We start from the raw sequence: 17,866 nt of genomic DNA on the forward strand, positions 1-17,866 counted from the left end.
GAAGCCGCTGAACTCCAGCGGCCCGATCTTGGCGACCGCGGAGAACCGGGAGATCGTGGCCATCGAGCCCTTGTCGAAGTACTGGAAGGGTTCACGCTCTGCGGGATTCGCGCCACCGAGTTCGGCCTTGATGGCGTTGGCGACGTACTTGGCGCCCTGGATTGCCCCCTGCGCCACCCCTGGCACTCCCTCGACGGCCGCCATGTCGCCGACGACGAACACGTTCGGGTGTCCGGGGACCGACAGGTCGGGCAGCACCTTGACCCGGCCGGCACGGTCGAGTTCGACCTCCGACTGCTCGGCCAGATCCCTGCCCAGACCGCTGGCCTGGACTCCGGCGGACCACACCTTGCAGGCCGACTCGATGCGACGGACGCTGCCGTCGGGGTCCTTCACGGTGATGCCATTGCGGTCCACGTCGGTGACCATCGCGTCCAGCTGAATCTCCACGCCCATCTTCTCGAGCCGGGCGCGCGCCCGTTCGCCCAGCTTTTCGCCGAACGGCGGCAGCACCGCGGGAGCGGCGTCCAACAGGATCACGCGCGCCTTGGTGGAGTCGATGTGCCGGAAAGCGCCCTTCAACGTGTATTCGGCCAATTCGGCTATCTGCCCGGCCATTTCGACACCGGTGGGGCCGGCGCCGACCACGGTGAACGTCAGCAGTTTCTTGCGGCGCTCGGGATCGCTTGACCGCTCGGCCTGTTCGAAAGCGCTCAAGATGCGGCCGCGCAACTCCAGCGCATCGTCAATCGACTTCATGCCGGGCGCGAACTCGGCGAAGTGGTCGTTGCCGAAGTACGACTGGCCGGCGCCCGCGGCGATAATCAAGCTGTCATAAGGCGTGTCGTAGGTGTGGCCGAGCAGCTCCGACACGACGTTGCCGTTGTCCAGGTCGATGTGGGTGACGTTACCCAGCAGCACCTGGACGTTTCGCTGCTTGCGCAGCACCACGCGGGTCGGTGGGGCGATCTCTCCCTCGGAGATGATGCCCGTCGCCACCTGGTACAGCAGCGGCTGAAACAGGTGATGGGTGGTGCGCGCGATCAACTTGATGTCGACGTTCGCGTGCTTGAGTTTCTTTGCCGCGTTGAGTCCACCGAAACCCGATCCGATGATGACGACTTGATGGCGACGTTCGGATCCAGCTGTGGTTTCTGGCTGGGGGCTCATGGATTCCGATGCTCCTGACGCGGGCTTTTGGACATGCGAGTGCATTAGCTACCACGCTAGTCAGGCGAATACCCCGAAACCTAGCTGGTACGCCTGTGTAATCAACCACATCGCAACATCACGCCTGGTCGGTGAACGTGATGCTCGTCATGTCCCAATGCGCCCGGGGCGCGCCAACTTACACGCCGACGACGGGACGCAGCGCTTCGCCGATAGCGGTCACCACACCGGGGGTGTAGAAGGGCAGGTTGATGATCACCCCGTCGATCCCGGCGTCGAGCACCTTGGTCTTCAGCTGTTCGGCGACCGATTCCGGCGAGCCGACGACCATGCGCTGCGTCATCTCCGCGGGAATCTGATCGGGCTTCATATTCTCGTCGGCCAGCACGGTTGTCAGCGTGCTGGTCTCCAGCGTCGCCGGGTCGCGGCCGGCCTCTTCGCAGCTGCGACGCACAACCTCAACCTTGCGGGCCAGCTCGTCGAATCCGGCGATGATGTTCAGGTGATCGAAATGCCTTGCGGCTAGCGGAATTGTCTTCTTTTCACCGCTGCCGCCGATCATCAGCGGAATGTGGTCGCGCAAGCGGGGGTTCGCAAGCGCCTCGCTGACCTGGTACCACTGCCCCGAAAAGGTCGGCCGCTCGCCCTTGATCATCGGCAGGATGATCTGCAGGGCCTCTTCGAGCCGGTTGAATCTGTCGGTGAAGGTGCCGAATTCGAAGCCCAGCTGTTCGTGTTCGAGTTCGAACCAGCCGGTGCCGATGCCCAGAATCGCGCGGCCCTGGCTCACCACGTCGAGCGTGGTGATGACCTTGGCGAGCAGCGTGGGGTTGCGGTACGTGTTACCGGTTACCAGGGTCCCCAGCTGCACCCGTTCGGTGGCGGTGGCCAGCGCGCCCAGGGCGGTGTAGGCCTCCAGCATCGGCTGGTCGGGGGACCCCAGCATCGGCAGTTGATAGAAGTGGTCCATCACGAAAACCGAATCGAATCCGGCCGATTCGGCTTCGCGGGCTTGAGCGATGACGGTGGGGAAGAGCTCCTCCACCCCGGTGCCGTAGGAAAAGTTGGGAATCTGCAAACCAAGTCGAATAGCCACGCTAGTCACCGTAACGACCAGCGCGGTGTTCGAGGAAGGGTGTGCGCTCTAGGCGAAATGCGCGAGCGCGCCGTGGCTCACGTGCAACGTCTGGCCGGTGATGTGGCGGGCCGCCGGAGTGGTCAGGAACAGTGCGAGGCGAGCGACCTCGGCGGCCACCGGCGGGGGCGTGCGCGAGAGTCCGTCGTACCCGGCCTGCGCGCTGCGCCCGCTCGCCACCGCGTTCACGGTGATCCCGCGGGTGCCGAAGATGCCGGCCTGCCCCGCGACCCAATTCGAAAGCGCCGCTTTGACTGCGGCGTCGACGCTGCCCGCGGGCGGGTTCTCGGTCACGACGCTGATGATGGAGCCTCCCGAGCGCAGGTGGTCGCCGACGGCCTGCACGGTCAGCACCGCTGACAGCACGGTCGCGTCGAGGGCGGCGCCCCACGCTTTGGACGTGTCGGACAACGAGTAGGTGCGCGGGTCGCCCGAGTCCCAGGACGGAGCCGGCACGTTGATGATGGTGTCGAGGTGATGCGGGAACAGGCCACGCACCGATTCGAGGCTGCCCGGGTCGGTGGTGTCGCAGACGATCGCGTCCGCGTCCAGCTCCTTGGCGGCGATCTCCAGGTCGTCACGTCGCGCGCCCACGAGGGTCACCTTGTGACCGGCGTCGTGAAAGCCTTCGGCTACCGTGCGCCCCAGTTCGGTGTCCCCACCGGTGACCAGCACCTCCACTGCCATGACCTCCTCGTGTTCAACCTTGAACCCAGACCTTGGCGGTTCCGTCTGGCAAACCACCGAAGAGACTTGCCTGGGATCTCAGCGCGTTATGGCATCACTGTTGGTGATGTTACTGGACAGTAGCTACTCGGCGAAATCTCCGGCGCCGCGACGCGCGGATCATTTGCGTAACTATTCGGCCGCCGCTCTTTTGCGCCCGTTTTGCCGTAGGCGGACCGCATCGTCGGCGGTTAGGGTGCATCCATGCGTCGGATTCCGATCCTGGCCGGTGTGGGTGTGACGATGCTGATGGCCGGGTTGATCGGCTGTAGTTCGAAATCATCCTCGTCCTCGTCTTCCCAGCCCTCCCAGGCCTCCGAGGGAAAGATCGTGGTCTTCGCCGCCGCCTCGCTGAAGCCCGCGTTCACGCAGCTCAGTCAGCAGTTCAAATCCGACAACCCGGGCAGCAGCGTCGATTTCGAGTTCGGTGGCTCATCGGACCTCGCGACACAGCTGACCCAGGGCGCGACCGCCGACCTCTTCGCATCGGCCGACACCGCGCAGATGGACAAGGTGGTCAAGGCGGGCCTGACGGCCGGCACTCCGACGAACTTCGCGTCGAACACGCTCGTCATCGTCACCGCGCCGGGCAATCCCAAGCACATCGGAACGCTCGCCGACCTGACCAGGCCCGGCCTCAGCGTGGTGACGTGCCAGCAGCCGGTGCCGTGCGGATCGGCGACCCAGCGCATCGAAGGCAGCACGGGCATTCACCTCAACCCGGTCAGTGAGGAACTCAGCGTCACCGACGTTCTGAACAAGGTCACCACCGGGCAGGCGGACGCCGGCCTGGTCTACGTCACCGATGCCCACAGCGCCGGCAGCAAGGTCGCGACCGTCAACTTCCCGGAGGCGGCCGGCGCGGTGAACGTCTATCCCATCGCCGTGTTGAAGGGCGCGCCCCAGTCGGGGATCGCGCAGAAGTTTGTCGCCCTGGTGACCGGCGACAAAGGGCAGAACGTCTTGGCCCAGGCCGGCTTCGCGAAACCCTGATTCACCGTGTATCGGCCGACGGACGTGCCGCGCTGGGTATTCGTGCCGGCCGCCATGGGAACCGCCTTCGTGGTGCTGCCGTTGGTGGCGATCGCGGTCAAGGTTGACTGGCCGAATTTCTGGTCACTGATCACCAGCTCGTCGTCGAAGACGGCGCTTTTGCTGAGCCTGAAAACGGCCGCCGCCAGCACCACGCTGTGCGTGCTGTTCGGCGTTCCGATGGCGCTGGTGCTGGCGCGCAGCACGGCGCGACCGGTCCGGTTGCTGCGCCCGCTGATCCTGCTGCCGCTGGTGCTGCCGCCGGTGGTAGGCGGGATCGCGCTGCTCTACGCGTTCGGCCGGGTCGGACTACTCGGTCGGTACCTCGAGGCCGCCGGCCTCAGCATCGCGTTCAGCACCACCGCCGTGGTGTTGGCGCAGACGTTCGTCTCGCTGCCGTTCCTGGTGATTTCGCTGGAAGGCGCCGCGCGCACCGCGCGCGCCGACTTCGAGGTGGTGGCGGCGACGCTGGGGGCGCGGCCCAGCACGATCTGGTGGCGCGTCACGCTGCCGTTGCTGCTGCCGGGCATGGTTTCCGGCGCGGTGCTGGCGTTCGCCCGCTCCCTGGGGGAGTTCGGCGCGACGCTGACCTTCGCGGGCTCCCGGCAAGGTGTCACCCGCACGCTGCCCCTGGAGATCTACTTGCAACGGGTGAGCGACGCCGATGCGGCGGTCGCGTTGTCGATCCTGCTGGTGGCGGTGGCGGCGCTGGTGGTGCTGGGTGTGGGCGCCCGGCGCCTGGCCGGGACCGACACGAGGTGGCGGCTGTGAGCGAGTTGTCGCTGCGCGCCGTGGTGGCGGATCGAGACGTGGACGTCGAGTTCTCGGTGGCCGCGGGCGAGGTGCTTGCGGTGTTGGGGCCAAATGGGGCGGGCAAGTCGACCGTCCTGCACGTCATCGCGGGCCTGGTTCGCCCCGATGACGGCCTGGTGCGGTTGGGGGACCGGGTGCTGACCGACACCGCGGCCGGGGTCGACGTGGCCACACATGACCGGCGGGTGGGGCTGCTGCTGCAGGACCCATTGCTGTTTCCGCACATGAGCGTCGCCGCCAATGTCGCCTTCGGGCCGCACAGCCGTCCCGGGTGGTTCCGCACGCTCCGTACGGATCGCGCACGGGAGAAGGCGACGGCGCTGCGCTGGTTGCGCGAGGTGGATGCCGAGAACCTCGCCGACCGGAAACCCAGGCAGCTGTCCGGCGGTCAGGCCCAACGGGTGGCAATCGCGCGCGCCCTGGCGGCCGAACCCGACATGCTGCTGCTCGACGAGCCGCTCACCGGCCTGGACGTCGGCGCGGCCGCGGCGATCCGCGCGGTGCTGCGCGGCGTCGTCAGCCGCACCGGCTGCGCGGTCATCCTGATCACCCATGACCTCTTGGACGTCTTTACCCTGGCCGACCGGGTCCTGGTGCTCGAGTCCGGCAAGGTCGCCGAGATCGGTCCCGTGTCGGAGGTGCTGACCGCGCCGCGCAGTCACTTCGGGGCTCGCATCGCCGGCATCAACCTGGTCAACGGCACCATCGACCCTGACGGCTCACTGTGCACACTCTCGGGCGCGCGCTGGCACGCCGTTCAGGAGCAGGGCCAGGGGCTCGCGGCCGGCCGGAATGCAATAGCGGTGTTCCCTCCCACGGCGGTGGCCGTCTACCGGGACGAACCCCACGGCAGCCCCCGCAATAGCGTCGAAGTCGCCGTGGCGGAGATGGACATCCGCGGGTCAGCGGTGTTAGTACGCGGCGATCAGCAACCGGACGGCGCGCCGGGCCTGGCCGCGGAAATCACCGTCGACGCGGCCGCAGAACTGCGGCTGACGCCGGGGGAGCGGGTGTGGTTCTCCATCAAAGCCGCCGAAGTGGCGTTCTACCCGGCACCGCATTGAGATGGTCGTTCGCGCCCGGATCGCGCGCGAAAAAATTGGCAAAACTGCAGTGCATTAGTCCGCAAGGCATCCTTGCGTCACAGCCGTAACGCGGTAGGTTCGTCGCCATGGATCAGGTGGAACCGACCCCGACACGTCGCAAAGGAATGTGGGCGAGCCTGGCGATCGCCACGGTGACCGGCGCCAGCGCGCTCACCCTCGCGATGCCGGCGACCTCGTACGCCGATCCCGAGGTTCCGACCCCCGTCCCGCCGAGCACGACGACCGCGGCCCCGCCCGTGGCGCCCGCACCCGCCGCCCAGGCGCCGAACGGCCAACCGGCGCCGGTGGATCCGAATGCGGCGGCTGCCCCGAATGCCGCACCGCCGCCGACGGCCGCCCCCAATGCGGCACCGCCACCGCCGGCCGCTCCGAACGCGGCACCGCCACCGCCCGTCGACCCGAACGCGCCGCCCCCACCTGCGGTGGATCCGAACGTCGGGCGACTCACCGACGCGGTCGGCGGGTTCAGCTACGTCCTTCCGCCCGGTTGGGTGCAGTCAGATGCGGCCCACCTCGATTACGGCTCGTCGCTGCTGAGTAAGACCGTCGGACCGCCGCCGATGCCCGACCAGGCACCGCCGGTCGCCAACGACACCCGCATCGTGATGGGGCGCCTGGATCAAAAGCTTTACGCCAGTGCCGAAGCCAACAACGCCAAGGCCGCGGTTCGGCTGGGCTCGGACATGGGTGAGTTCTTCATGCCGTATCCCGGCACCCGGATCAACCAGGAAACCTCCACACTCGGCGGAGCCAACGGCATCACCGGCAGCGCGTCCTACTACGAGGTCAAGTTCAGCGATTCCTCCAAGCCGAACGGACAGATCTGGACGGGCGTCGTCGGCACGCCCGCGACGAGCGCGACGAACGGACCCCCGCAACGCTGGTTCGTGGTGTGGCTCGGCACCGCCAACGACCCCGTCGACAAGGGCGCGGCCAAGGCGCTGGCGGAGTCGATTCAGCCCGCGACAGGACCCGCGGCACCGGCTCCGGGTGCGCCCGCACCTGGCACCGCGCCGGGCCCGGGGGGGCCGGCCGCTCCGGCAGCGCCCGCGCCAGTCCCGGCGGCGCCGGCCGCTCCGGCAGCACCGGCCCCGGTTCCAGGGGCACCCGCCCCGGCGGCCCCTGCTCCTGCCCCTGCGGCGCCGGCGCCGGCTCCGGCGGGCGAGGTCACTCCGACTCCCGTGCCAACGCCCCAACGGACACAGTCCGCCTGACCCTGGCCCAAGGGCTCCTTCGTACCGCTCGGAGTGAGCGGGTAACCGTCGCCAATTCGGCGCTCGTTTCGTGATGGAAAGCGGGTATACCGAGATGACGGCCCAGCAAACAGCTGGGCGTTGCCATCGATTGCAAGGAGACCCGCATGTACGTCATGGCAGCTACTGAATATCTGGCCCGTTCGAGCACCCTTACCAGCGTCGGCTGGATCGGCTACATCATCATCGGCGGTCTGGCGGGCGCGGTCGCCAGCAGAATCATCAGGGGTAGCGGCGCCGGCATCCTGATGGACATCGTGATCGGCATCGTGGGCGCGCTGATCGGCGGGTTCATCCTGAGCTTCTTCGTCAACACGGCCGGTGGCGGCCTGATCTTCACCTTCTTCACCGCACTTCTCGGCGCCCTGATCCTGCTCTGGGTCGTCGGGATGGTCCGACGAACCTAACCCCCGGTAAACCCGTTGCGGCCGTGGTGGTTAGCGGCATGATGGATTGATGCCGTCGCCGCTGACCACCACGACAATGCGGGCGTGGCAGGTGCGCAGCCCCGGGCCGATGGACACCGGCCCGCTCGAGCAGGTCACGACCGAGGTGCCGCGGCCCGGGCCGTCGGAGCTGCTGGTGGCCGTGCGCGCCTGCGGGGTCTGCCGCACCGACCTGCACGTCACCGAGGGTGACCTTCCCGTCCACCGCGACCGGGTGACGCCCGGCCACGAGGTGGTGGGGGAGGTCGTCGAAGTAGGCGCCGACGCCGGAGACGAATTCCATGCGGGCGACCGGGTGGGCATCGCCTGGCTGCGCCACACCTGCGGTGTCTGCAAGTATTGCCGCCGCGGCGACGAGAACCTGTGCCCCGAGTCCCGCTACACGGGGTGGGACGCCAACGGCGGATACGCCGAATTCGCCACTGTGCCCGCCGCATTCGCCCACCATTTGCCGAGCGGCTACAGCGACAGCGAGCTCGCGCCGTTGTTGTGCGCCGGCATCATCGGATACCGCTCTCTGCAACGTGCCGACCTACCGCCGGCCGGACGCCTCGGGCTCTACGGTTTCGGCGGCAGCGCGCACATCACCGCACAGGTGGCGTTGGCACAGGGCGCCGAGGTGCACGTGATGACCCGCGGAGTGCAGGCACAGCAGCTGGCGCTGAAGCTCGGTGCCGCGTCGGCTCAGGGTGCGGCCGACCCGCCGCCGGTGCCATTGGACGCCGCAATACTTTTCGCGCCCGTCGGCGATCTGGTGCTGCCCGCCCTCGAGGCGCTGGATCGAGGCGGCACATTGTCGATAGCCGGGATCCACCTATCCGACATCCCGGCCCTCAATTACCAGCGGCATCTGTTTCAGGAGCGCCAGGTGCGGTCGGTCACATCCAATACCCGGGGCGACGCGCGTGCGTTCCTCGCCTTCGCGGGCGAGCACCACATCGAGGTGACGACGCCGGAGTACCCACTCGGGGAAGCCGATCGGGCGCTGTCGGATCTCAGCGCGGGCCGGATCGCGGGCGCGGCGGTGCTGCTGGTCTGAGCCCTCTCAGGTGGACAGGTGCCAGACCAGCGCGGCGGCCAGTGCGCCCAGGCCGTTCAGCGACCAGTGCAGCGCGATCGGCGCGATCAGGCTGCCGCTGCGCCGGCGTAGCCAGCTGAACACGAAACCGGCTGCGCCGGTGGCCAACACCGCCAGCGTGACCCCCGCCACCATTCCCATGACGCCGCCGCCGAACAACCGGGTGAAGCCGACGTTGCTGCCGGTCAGCCCCAGTGAGGTCGCGACGTGCCAGAGACCGAACAATAGCGAGCCCGCCAGCGCGACTCCACGGAATCCCCAGGCCCGATTCAGCGTGCCGTGCAGTACGCCCCGGAAGGCCAACTCCTCGGGGATGACGGTCTGCAGCGGGATGATGACCATCGAGGCGATCAGCGCACCCGAGACCGTGGCGTAGCGGTTGTTCATGAACATCGGCCGGGTCATCGGTAGCAACACACCAACCGCGATGACCAACGCCACCGCGGCCACTGCCGCCAGCGCATAGCCAAAACCCGATTTCCAGTGTTCGCGGCCCAGGCCGAGGTCCGCCCAGCCCAGCCCGCTGCACCGCATCAGAACGACCAACCCGACGGCGGCGGCCGGGACGGTGCCGACGCTGGCCCACGGCGTCGTGAAGTGCGCGATCAGATTCGTCGACACCAACACCGCGACCACAACGGCGATGTCGAGATGCAGGCGGAACCGATGCAGCGCCCACAGCTGCGACAACACGGGATGAGTGTCGGCGGCAATGGGCGCGTCAAGCATTGGTCAAGTTTACCCGCGAACCCCGTTCGGCCAGCTCAGACTGTTCAGGAGATCTTAGATGCGCCCGCTGCGGCGTGCTGGCGCGCGCGGAAAGCCTGGACCTTTGCGCGGTTGCCGCAGGTGCCCATCCCGCACCAATGCCGGTTCTTGGCCCGCGACGCATCGAGGTAGAGGCGCGTGCAGCCCGGATCGGAACATTCCTTGATCTTTTCGGCGTCGGAGCCGGCAAGCAGGTCGAGCAGATCCGCGGCCAGCGTCGCGAGCAGCAGCGACACGGTGCCGGCGCGGCTGACCGAGCCGTTCGCGTGCAACAGGGGGGTGAGCTGGGGTTGCAACGCGTGCTCGTTGAGCAGGTCGATGTCGGCGGCTGCGAGCGGGGTGCCCTCGAGCCGTGCCACCACGATCCGGTAGATGGCTTCGCGCAGCGAGATCGCGGCCGCGAGTTCGGCGTCGCTGATTTCGATCGCTGCATCCACCAACCCGGACTCAACCGCCCAGGTCGACAGCTGCTGTGGAACGGTCAACAACTCCTCACGCGCTGACGTGCGATATTTCAGCGTGCCCACGAAGTCCAAGCACCGCCGTCCGCTCACGAATTTGAATGACGCCATGTAACCACCTTGACAGGTTTCACAATCGCGCGCAAGATGTAACTATTCAAGACGGTTACACAGGCCGATGAATTCGGGCGAGGAGTCAACAATGGCTACATCAATATGGACGTTGCTCTCGATCTTCGTCTTCGCGCCGCTCGGCGCCCTCGCCATCGACAGACCCCTGCACGGCAACTGGATCTGGCGCATCGACCCCGAGCCAAAGCCCCCCATCAACCAGGGCTGATTCCGCTAATCAGCTCCCGGTTGAACAGGTCGTTTCCCTCCCGCGTTCGTTCTACTCACTGCGTTCGCTCGACTCCCCGGTTATATGGGTCGTCTCGCTCCCATCACTCACTGCGTTCGTTCTGCTCGCTCGACTCCCAAGTCCAGCCTGCGATCTGCGGATCGTCCTCGCCGTGCTCCCGGGTGTAGGTACGCGCGGCGATCCGGGCGTCGACCATCCGCTGACGCAGCATCGCGGCCCGACTGCCTAATCCGTCGACCCGATCGATCACGTCCATGACCAGGTGGAAGCGATCAAGATCGTTGAGCATCACCATGTCGAACGGCGTCGTCGTGGTGCCGCGCTCCTTGAAGCCCCGCACATGGAGCTGGTGGTGATTGGCGCGACTGTAGGTCAGCCGATGGATCAGCCAGGGGTAGCCGTGGTACGCGAAGATCACCGGCTTGTCGCGGGTGAACAGCGCGTCGAACTCGCGTTCCGGTAGCCCGTGCGGGTGCTCTGTTTCTGGCAGCAGCCGCATGAGGTCGACAACGTTGATCACCCGCACCGCCAGATCCGGCAGTTCGCGACGCAGGATCTCGGCGGCGGCCAGGGTCTCCAGCGTCGGGACGTCCCCGGCGCAGGCCAGCACCACGTCGGGCTCGGCGGTCGCGGTGCTCGCCCACGGCCAGATGCCGAGTCCGCGCGTGCAGTGCGCGATGGCTTCGTCCATGTCGAGGTAGGACAGCGCCGGCTGCTTTCCGGCGACGATGACGTTGATGTAGTCACGGCTGCGCAGGCAGTGGTCGGCCACCGACAGCAGCGTGTTGCCGTCCGGCGGCAGGTAGACCCTGGTCAACTCCGGGCGCTTGTTCGCGACCAGGTCAATGAACCCGGGATCCTGGTGCGACGCACCGTTGTGGTCTTGGCGCCAGACGTGGGAGGTGAGCAGGTAGTTCAGCGACGCGATCGGACGCCGCCACGGCAGCTCACGGCTGGTGGCGAGCCATTTCGCGTGCTGGTTCAGCATCGAGTCCACGATGTGCACGAACGCCTCGTAGCAGTTGAACAGGCCGTGCCGACCGGTCAGCAGATACCCCTCCAACCAGCCCTGGCACAGGTGCTCGGAGAGCACCTCCATCACGCGGCCGTCGGGTGCGAGGTTCTCGTCATCGGGACCGACCTCGGAGAGCCACACCTTGTCGGTGGACCCGAAGACGGCGTCCAGCCGGTTCGACGCGGTCTCGTCGGGACCCATCAAGCGGAACCGGTCCCGGTTGCGGGCGATCACGTCCCGCAGGAAGGTGCCCAGCAGCCGGGTGGCCTCATGCATCGCGGCGGCCGGCCGCGACACCGTCACCGCGTAGTCGCGGAAATCCGGCAGGTCGAGGTCGTGCAGCAACGCGCCGCCGTTGGCGTGCGGGTTGGCGCTCATCCGGCGATCACCGGTGGGGGCCAGCGCCCGCAGCTCGGGGCGCAGCCTGCCGTCGCCGTCGAAGAGCTCCTCGGGCCGATAACTGCGCAGCCAATCTTCAAGCAGCGCGCGGTGTTCGGGATTGGTGTGGGTTTCGGACAGCGGGACCTGGTGCGATCGCCAGGTGCCCTCGACCTTCTTGCCGTCGACCACCTTCGGCCCGGTCCAGCCCTTGGGTGTGCGCAACACGATCATCGGCCACACGGGTCGCTCCAGCGCCTTGCCACCGCGGGCCGCATCCTGAATGGCTGCGATGTCGTCGAAGGCGTCGTCGAGAGCGGCCGCCAGTTGCTGGTGCACGTTGGCCGGGTCGTCACCGGCGACCGTGATCGGGCGGTAGCCGTAGCCGCGCAGCAGCGATTCGAGCTCGTGATGCGGCAGGCGGGCCAACACCGTCGGGTTGGCGATCTTGTAGCCGTTGAGCTGCAAGATGGGTAGCACCGCGCCGTCGGTGACGGGGTTGAGGAACTTGTTGGAGTGCCAACTGGCGGCCAGCGGTCCGGTTTCGGCTTCGCCGTCGCCGACCACGCACGCCACCACCAGATACGGGTTGTCGAAAGCCGCGCCGTAGGCATGCACCAGCGCGTAGCCGAGCTCGCCGCCTTCATGGATGGATCCGGGCGTCTGAGCCGCCACATGGCTCGGGATGCCACCGGGAAAAGAGAACTGCCGGAACAGTTTTCGTATCCCGTCGGTGTCCTCCTCGATGCCGGTGTACACCTCGCTGTAGGTGCCCTCGAGATAGGCGTTGGCGACCAGGGCGGGACCGCCATGGCCGGGCCCGGTGACGTAGATGACGTCGGCCTCGCGGTCCCTGATGATCCGGTTCAAATGCGCGTAGATCAGGTTGAGCGCCGGGGTGGTACCCCAGTGGCCCAACAGCCGGGGTTTGACGTGCTCGGACGACAGCGGTTCGTTCAGCAGTGGGTTGTCGAGCAGGTAGATCTGTCCGACGGACAAATAGTTGGCGGCGCGCCAGTAAGCATTGATCAGATCGAGTTCGTTGTCGGCAAGGGCAGCTGGGGTCCGGGTTTCTACGCTCACTTAGCCGATTCTGCGTGGCATGAGTGAACATCGCCAGAAGCGAAAGTCACTCCTCGCCGCGGGCCCGCGATTCGTAGGCCTGACGAGTGTCGACGTCGACGTCGTCGGTGAAGACGTGCTCGCCGCCGAGCACGCGGTTGAGACCCTCGGACAGCGCGCGCGGTATGAACTTCTGCGACGCGATGATGGCACCGGCCGCCTTGGTGACGCGCACCCGCGGCTTGGGACGAGCCACCAACTTGACGACCGCCTCGGCGACGTCGGCCGGCTCAGCATTCTGAATCCCCTTGACCCCGGAGGTACCGGCGATCAGCTCGGTGTTTACGAACGTCGGCATGACCACCGAGAACTTCACGCCGGTTTGCCGGTATTCGATCCTGGCGGCATCGGTGAAGCCGATCACCGCGTGCTTGCTGGCGCAGTAGGTGGCGGCCCCCGCGAGATACGTCTCCCCGGCAAGCGAGGCGATGTTGATGACGTGCCCGGATCCGCGGTCGACCATGCGCTGCGCCGCGAGCTTGCTGCCCAGGATGACGCCGTAGACGTTGATGTCGAGAATGCGCCGGGTGACCGCGTCCGGCTCGTCGATGATCCGGCCGAGCGGCATGACGCCGGCGTTGTTGACCAGCACGTCGATGGGGCCCAGCTGGCGTTCGACCTCGTCCAGGAACTCGGAGAACGAATGCGGGTCCGTGACATCGAGTTTGGCGTAGACGTCGAGTCCGAGCGCGGCCCCGGATTCCTTCACCCGCACCTCGTCGACGTCGCCGATCGCGACCTTGGCGCCCAGGTTGTGCAACGCGGTCGCGGTCGCCAAACCGATTCCGCGGGCGCCCCCGGTGATCGCGATGACCTTGCCGCGCACCTTGAGGCCGATCGATGCGGTGTCCGCCATTTCCGTCCCTCCCAAATCCTTGACGGGTGTCAACTAGGCAACCGGAGTAAGCACAGCACTCGAACTCACGCTGCGCAACAACCGATACTGCAACCATGACCGAGGTGCGGGCGGCGGTGCCGGCGGACGCCGACGCGGTGGCGCGTGTGCACGTCCGGTCGTGGCGCGCGACATACCGGGGGCTGGTCGACCAGCAGTATCTCGACGATCTCGATGCCGGCGCGGTGGCCTCGCGGTACACGTTCGGGCGCGTGGGGCTGCGGCTGCCGTCCACCTTGGTCGCGGTCGACGATTCCACCATCTGCGGCATGGTGACCACGGGCCTGAGTCCCTTGCCGAATTTCGGCGAGCTGATGGCGATCTACGTCGACCCCGCCTACCTGCGGACCGGAGTCGGGCGTGCCCTCATGACGGCCGCGCGCGAACGGCTACGCGGCGTGGGCGTGGCGGGGGCCCTGCTGTGGGTGCTGGACGGAAACGTTGCGGCTCAGCGCTTCTACGAACGCGACGGATGGCGGTTCGACGGGGCGCGCCGCATCGCCACGTTCGGCGCCTCGCCGGTGGAGCAGCTGCGCTACCGCCTCGCGCGGGTTTAGCGGACGGTGAGCCACACCAGGCTTGCGCCGCCGGCCAGGGCGCAGTAGATCGCGAACGGTGTGAGTGTGCGGGTTTCGAAGTACGCCGTCAGGAAGCGCACGGCGAAGTAGGCGGCGACGAACGAGGCGATGCTGCCCGCCAGCACCTGGCCCTGGATGCCGGCGCCGAGGGGCCCGAACAGCTCGGGAATCTTGTACACCCCCGCGGCCAGAATGATCGGCGTCGCGAGCAGGAAGGAGAAGCGCGCCGCGTCTTCGTGCGAGAGGCCGCGCCACAGACCGGCCACGATGGTGATGCCCGAGCGGCTGATCCCGGGCAGCAGGGCGAGGATCTGGGCGGCGCCGATCAGCACACCACGCCCGAGGGGCAGTTGGGAGAGCCGTCGATCCACGGCCTCTCCGCCGTGTTCGGGCTGTTCGTCGGGGGATTCCTGGTCGTGCGCGGGCGCAGGCGCAACGCGACGCCGCAACACCTCGCCCGCGTATAGGACGATGCCGTTGAGGAGCAGGAAGGCGGCTGCCGGGATCGGCTTGCCGAGCGTGGTGCGAAACAGCTGTTCCAACGCCAGCCCCGCCAGACCCACCGGGATGGTGGCGGCGACGAGCAGCCAGGCCAGTCGCTCGTCGGGAGTCTGGATGCGGCGGTATCGGGCCGACGAGACAAATCCGGCCAGGACGCGCAGCCAGTCACGCCAGAAGAAGACCAGCAGGGCGGCCGCCGTCGCCACGTGCAGCCCGACGATGAACGCAAGATAGGGCGACTCGGGCGCCGAAACGTTCAGGTCTTGTCCCCATTGGCCGCCGATCAGCGCAGGCACCAGCACCGAGTGCCCGAGGCTGGACACCGGGAACAACTCGGTGACGCCCTGAAACGCGCCGACGACCACGGCCTCGACGTAGCTCAAGTGCGCGCTCATGTATCGGTGCCTCCATCGGTTTGGTCCCGGCAGCTACGGCTTCTCGGATCGGCCTGTGACGATAGCCGACGCAATCCTCGCGCGGGTGCCCAACCGATTCGAGCGGTCCGGAAGACCGGTGCACCGAATCGGATTGCCTGACTGGTGTTTTGGCTGGTCGGCGGCCGGGCAAATGGCCCCGACGCCGCCGCGCACCGACCTGAACAGTCGGTTACGGTGTGCAGATGCCCGACAAGTTGCTCGACGCCGTGCGCGTCCTCGACTTGTCGAGCGGTTCCGGCGACCAGGTGACCCGCCTGTTCGCGGACCTGGGCGCCGACGTGCTCAAGGTGGAACCGCCAGTGGGGAGCCCGGGTCGCGAACAGCCGCCGATGCTTGCCGGGAGCAGCATCCCGTTCGCGCTGCACAACGCCAACAAACGCAGCGTTGTGCTGGACCCCTACGACGAAGACGACCACACCGCGTTCCTCGACCTCGCCTCGGCAGCCGACATCGTCGTCGACGACGGCCATTATGGAGAAGCCGCCACGTTCGGCACGTCGGCCGAGGAGTTGGCCGCGCAGTATCAGCACCTGGTGGTGCTGTCGATCTCCGACTTCGGCGCCGCGGGTCCGCGCTCACTGTGGCGGGCCACCGACGCGGTGTTCTACGCGATGTGCGGCGCCCTGTCGCGATCCGGCCCGACGACCGGCACACCGGTGTTGCCGCCGGAGGGCATCGCATCGGCGACGGCGGCCGCCCAGGCGGCGTGGGCCGCGCTGGCGGCATATTACAACCGATTGCGTTGTGGCACAGGCGGTTACATCGACTTCTCGAGGTTCGACGCCGTCGTCATGGCGCTCGACCCGGCATTCGGCGCGCACGGGCAGGTCGCTGCCGGCATCCGCCGCACCGGGCAGTGGCGCGGGCGCCCGAAGAACCAGGACGCCTACCCGATCTACCCGTGCCAGGACGGCTACGTGCGGCTGTGCGTCATGGCGCCACGGCAATGGCGCGGTCTGCGGCAATGGCTGGGGGAGCCCGAGGAATTCCAGGACCCGAAATATGACGCGATCGGTGAGCGCTTCGCCGCGTGGCCGGAGATCAGCCGCCTGATCGAGGCGCTGTTCACCGGACAAACCATGAAGGAACTGGTGCGCGCCGGGCAGGCCCACGGCGTGCCGATCGCCGCGGTGCTGACGCCGTCGCAGATCCTGGGCTCCGAACACTTCGAGGCGGTCGGCGCGATCACCGACGTCGAGCTCGTTCCCGGGGTGCGCACCCGGGTACCGAGCGGCTATTTCGTCGTCGACGAGCAGCACTCGGGCTTTCGCACACCGGCGCCGGCCCTGGGGCAGGACGGACCGGGCTGGCACGGCAATCCAGCGGTCGCGTCGTCGCCGACCGGGCGCCTCGGCGAGCATCCGTTCGCCGGGCTGCGGATTCTGGATCTGGGCATCATCGTCGCCGGCGGCGAGTTGAGTCGGCTGTTCGGCGACCTCGGCGCCGAGATCATCAAAGTCGAAAGCGCCGACTTCCCGGACGGGTTGCGGCAGGCCCGCGCCGGCGACGCCATGAGCGAGTCGTTCGCCTGGACGCATCGCAACAATCTGGCTTTGGGCCTGGATCTGCGCAGCGACAAGGGCAAGGACATCTTCACCCGGCTGGTCGCCGAGTCCGACGCCGTCTTTGCCAACTTCAAGCCGGGAACGCTTACCGCGCTTGGGTTTCCATACGAGAAGCTGCGCGCCATCAACTCGCGGATCGTGCTCGCCGAGAGCAGCGCGTACGGCGACAGCGGCCCGTGGAGCGACCGGTTGGGCTACGGCCCGTTGGTGCGCGCCGCGACCGGGGTCACCCGGCTCTGGACGGCCGACGAGCCGGAAAGCCAGGACGGCACCGCGCGGCATGCCTTCTATGACGCGACGACGATCTTTCCCGACCATGTGGTGGGGCGGATCACCGCCATCGCGGCGCTGGCCGCGCTGATCCACCGCAACCGGGCGGGCGGCAGCGGCGCCCACATCCACATCTCGCAGGCCGAGACCGTGGTCAACCAACTCGATACCTTGTACGTCACCCAGGCCGCACTCGAGGCAGGCATCCCCAGAATCTCCGAAGACACCAGCCTGCACATCGTCTGCCCGTGCGCGGGCGACGACGAGTGGTGCGTCATCTCGATCGAATCGGACGACGAATGGCGTTGCGCCGCAGGTGTTTTCCATCACCCCCAATGGGCCGACGATCCGCGCTTCGCCACCGGGGAAGCGCGGCTGGCCAATCGGGGCGAGTTGATGGAAATGGTGTCGGTCTGGACCCGGACACTGACCCCCGTGCGGGCCGCTCAACTGCTCCAGTCGTCCGGGGTCGCGGCAGGCCCGATGCAGCGCCCGCCCGACTTGTTGGAGGACCCGCAGCTGATCGACCGAAAGCTGTACTCCGACATGACGCATCCACTCATCGATCGCCCGCTGCCGGCCGAGACCGGTCCGGCGCCGTTCCGGCACATCCCGCCGGCCCCGCGGCGCCCGGCGCCCGTGCCGGGCCAGGACACCGTCGAGATCTGCCGGGGGCTGCTGGGCATGGGCGCCGGCGAGATCGAGCAGCTCGTCAACGACGGCGTTCTTTTCAAGCCGGCCTAGGCCGACCGGCGC

At 67.6% G+C, this 17,866-nt stretch carries 17 protein-coding genes; 9 read left to right on the forward strand and 8 right to left on the reverse strand.

The annotated features are described in order from the left end of the window. The 3 genes from JOZ00_RS08360 to JOZ00_RS08370 all read right to left on the reverse strand — a co-directional run. Positions 1–1,170 (reverse strand): NAD(P)/FAD-dependent oxidoreductase (locus JOZ00_RS08360; protein ID WP_293342346.1); only part of this gene is annotated, 1,170 nt, incomplete at its 3' end. Between the two features lie 178 nt (positions 1,171–1,348). Then, positions 1,349–2,266, reverse strand: a complete 918-nt coding sequence (locus tag JOZ00_RS08365) for an LLM class F420-dependent oxidoreductase (RefSeq protein WP_293342349.1) — start codon at positions 2,264–2,266, stop codon at positions 1,349–1,351. 48 nt (positions 2,267–2,314) lie between these two features. Next, positions 2,315–2,992, reverse strand: a complete 678-nt coding sequence (locus tag JOZ00_RS08370) for an SDR family oxidoreductase (protein ID WP_293342352.1) — start codon at positions 2,990–2,992, stop codon at positions 2,315–2,317. A gap of 243 nt (positions 2,993–3,235) precedes the next feature. Here JOZ00_RS08370 and modA point away from each other — a divergent pair, with 243 nt between their 5' ends. From modA to JOZ00_RS08400, 6 genes are all read left to right on the forward strand, one after another. Next, positions 3,236–4,024, forward strand: a complete 789-nt coding sequence (gene modA / locus JOZ00_RS08375) for a molybdate ABC transporter substrate-binding protein (RefSeq protein ID WP_293342355.1) — start codon at positions 3,236–3,238, stop codon at positions 4,022–4,024. 6 nt (positions 4,025–4,030) lie between these two features. Continuing rightward, a complete protein-coding gene (locus tag JOZ00_RS08380; RefSeq protein ID WP_293342358.1) occupies positions 4,031–4,834 on the forward strand; it encodes an ABC transporter permease in 804 nt (267 codons plus the stop codon). Further along, positions 4,831–5,940: a sulfate/molybdate ABC transporter ATP-binding protein gene (locus JOZ00_RS08385; protein WP_293342360.1), complete on the forward strand. Its 1,110-nt coding sequence runs from the start codon at positions 4,831–4,833 to the stop codon at positions 5,938–5,940. Before JOZ00_RS08380 ends, JOZ00_RS08385 begins: the two co-directional genes overlap by 4 nt. 107 nt (positions 5,941–6,047) lie before the next feature. Beyond that, entirely contained in the window at positions 6,048–7,196 is a 1,149-nt protein-coding gene (locus JOZ00_RS08390; RefSeq protein WP_293342363.1) for an alanine and proline-rich secreted protein Apa, read from the forward strand. 146 nt (positions 7,197–7,342) lie between these two features. Then, positions 7,343–7,642, forward strand: coding sequence for a GlsB/YeaQ/YmgE family stress response membrane protein (locus JOZ00_RS08395; RefSeq protein ID WP_293342366.1), 300 nt, complete (start codon positions 7,343–7,345; stop codon positions 7,640–7,642). A gap of 49 nt (positions 7,643–7,691) precedes the next feature. Beyond that, complete coding sequence (locus tag JOZ00_RS08400; RefSeq protein WP_293342369.1) at positions 7,692–8,720, forward strand: zinc-binding alcohol dehydrogenase family protein; 1,029 nt, start codon at positions 7,692–7,694, stop codon at positions 8,718–8,720. A gap of 6 nt (positions 8,721–8,726) precedes the next feature. On the opposite strand, the gene JOZ00_RS08405 is transcribed toward JOZ00_RS08400, so the two are convergent. Both JOZ00_RS08405 and JOZ00_RS08410 read right to left on the reverse strand, forming a co-directional pair. Beyond that, positions 8,727–9,488 carry a CPBP family intramembrane glutamic endopeptidase gene (locus tag JOZ00_RS08405; RefSeq protein ID WP_293342372.1) on the reverse strand — a complete coding sequence of 254 codons (762 nt, stop codon included), beginning with the start codon at positions 9,486–9,488 and terminating at the stop codon, positions 8,727–8,729. 44 nt (positions 9,489–9,532) lie between these two features. Then, positions 9,533–10,099, reverse strand: coding sequence for an ABATE domain-containing protein (locus tag JOZ00_RS08410; protein WP_293342375.1), 567 nt, complete (start codon positions 10,097–10,099; stop codon positions 9,533–9,535). A gap of 91 nt (positions 10,100–10,190) precedes the next feature. On the opposite strand from JOZ00_RS08410, the gene JOZ00_RS08415 reads away from it, so the two are divergent. Then, positions 10,191–10,328 (forward strand): hypothetical protein, encoded by a 138-nt coding sequence (locus tag JOZ00_RS08415; protein ID WP_293342378.1) that lies wholly within the window; start codon positions 10,191–10,193, stop codon positions 10,326–10,328. A 103-nt stretch (positions 10,329–10,431) separates the two neighbouring features. Here JOZ00_RS08415 and JOZ00_RS08420 read toward each other — a convergent pair whose 3' ends face one another. Both JOZ00_RS08420 and JOZ00_RS08425 read right to left on the reverse strand, forming a co-directional pair. Next, positions 10,432–12,825 carry a phosphoketolase family protein gene (locus JOZ00_RS08420; protein WP_293342380.1) on the reverse strand — a complete coding sequence of 798 codons (2,394 nt, stop codon included), beginning with the start codon at positions 12,823–12,825 and terminating at the stop codon, positions 10,432–10,434. A gap of 46 nt (positions 12,826–12,871) precedes the next feature. Then, positions 12,872–13,720, reverse strand: coding sequence for an SDR family oxidoreductase (locus JOZ00_RS08425; RefSeq protein ID WP_293342383.1), 849 nt, complete (start codon positions 13,718–13,720; stop codon positions 12,872–12,874). Positions 13,721–13,815: 95 nt separating this feature from the next. Between JOZ00_RS08425 and JOZ00_RS08430 the strand changes: the two genes are divergently transcribed. Then, positions 13,816–14,316 (forward strand): GNAT family N-acetyltransferase, encoded by a 501-nt coding sequence (locus JOZ00_RS08430; protein WP_293342386.1) that lies wholly within the window; start codon positions 13,816–13,818, stop codon positions 14,314–14,316. Here the strand turns inward: JOZ00_RS08430 and JOZ00_RS08435 are convergent. Next, positions 14,313–15,233, reverse strand: a complete 921-nt coding sequence (locus tag JOZ00_RS08435; protein ID WP_293342388.1) for an undecaprenyl-diphosphate phosphatase — start codon at positions 15,231–15,233, stop codon at positions 14,313–14,315. The genes JOZ00_RS08430 and JOZ00_RS08435 overlap by 4 nt on opposite strands. 218 nt (positions 15,234–15,451) lie before the next feature. Between JOZ00_RS08435 and JOZ00_RS08440 the strand changes: the two genes are divergently transcribed. Beyond that, the gene (locus JOZ00_RS08440) at positions 15,452–17,854 is read left to right on the forward strand and encodes a CoA transferase (RefSeq protein WP_293342391.1); all 2,403 of its coding nucleotides are present in this window, start codon (positions 15,452–15,454) and stop codon (positions 17,852–17,854) included. Positions 17,855–17,866 lie beyond the last annotated feature (12 nt).

The sequence above is a fragment of the Mycobacterium sp. genome (genome assembly GCF_019243155.1).
Lineage (GTDB): Bacteria > Actinomycetota > Actinomycetes > Mycobacteriales > Mycobacteriaceae > Mycobacterium.

Bases quoted from the DNA above. Each gene is read 5' to 3' on its own strand.
- JOZ00_RS08370 (WP_293342352.1), bottom strand. From the start codon at position 2,992: ATGGCAGTGGAGGTGCTGGTCACCGGTGGGGACACCGAACTGGGGCGC.
- modA (WP_293342355.1), top strand. From the start codon at position 3,236: ATGCGTCGGATTCCGATCCTGGCCGGTGTGGGTGTGACGATGCTGATG.
- JOZ00_RS08390 (WP_293342363.1), top strand. From the start codon at position 6,048: ATGGATCAGGTGGAACCGACCCCGACACGTCGCAAAGGAATGTGGGCG.
- JOZ00_RS08395 (WP_293342366.1), top strand. From the start codon at position 7,343: ATGTACGTCATGGCAGCTACTGAATATCTGGCCCGTTCGAGCACCCTT.
- JOZ00_RS08400 (WP_293342369.1), top strand. From the start codon at position 7,692: ATGCCGTCGCCGCTGACCACCACGACAATGCGGGCGTGGCAGGTGCGC.
- JOZ00_RS08405 (WP_293342372.1), bottom strand. From the start codon at position 9,488: ATGCTTGACGCGCCCATTGCCGCCGACACTCATCCCGTGTTGTCGCAG.
- JOZ00_RS08410 (WP_293342375.1), bottom strand. From the start codon at position 10,099: ATGGCGTCATTCAAATTCGTGAGCGGACGGCGGTGCTTGGACTTCGTG.
- JOZ00_RS08415 (WP_293342378.1), top strand. From the start codon at position 10,191: ATGGCTACATCAATATGGACGTTGCTCTCGATCTTCGTCTTCGCGCCG.
- JOZ00_RS08425 (WP_293342383.1), bottom strand. From the start codon at position 13,720: ATGGCGGACACCGCATCGATCGGCCTCAAGGTGCGCGGCAAGGTCATC.
- JOZ00_RS08430 (WP_293342386.1), top strand. From the start codon at position 13,816: ATGACCGAGGTGCGGGCGGCGGTGCCGGCGGACGCCGACGCGGTGGCG.
- JOZ00_RS08435 (WP_293342388.1), bottom strand. From the start codon at position 15,233: ATGAGCGCGCACTTGAGCTACGTCGAGGCCGTGGTCGTCGGCGCGTTT.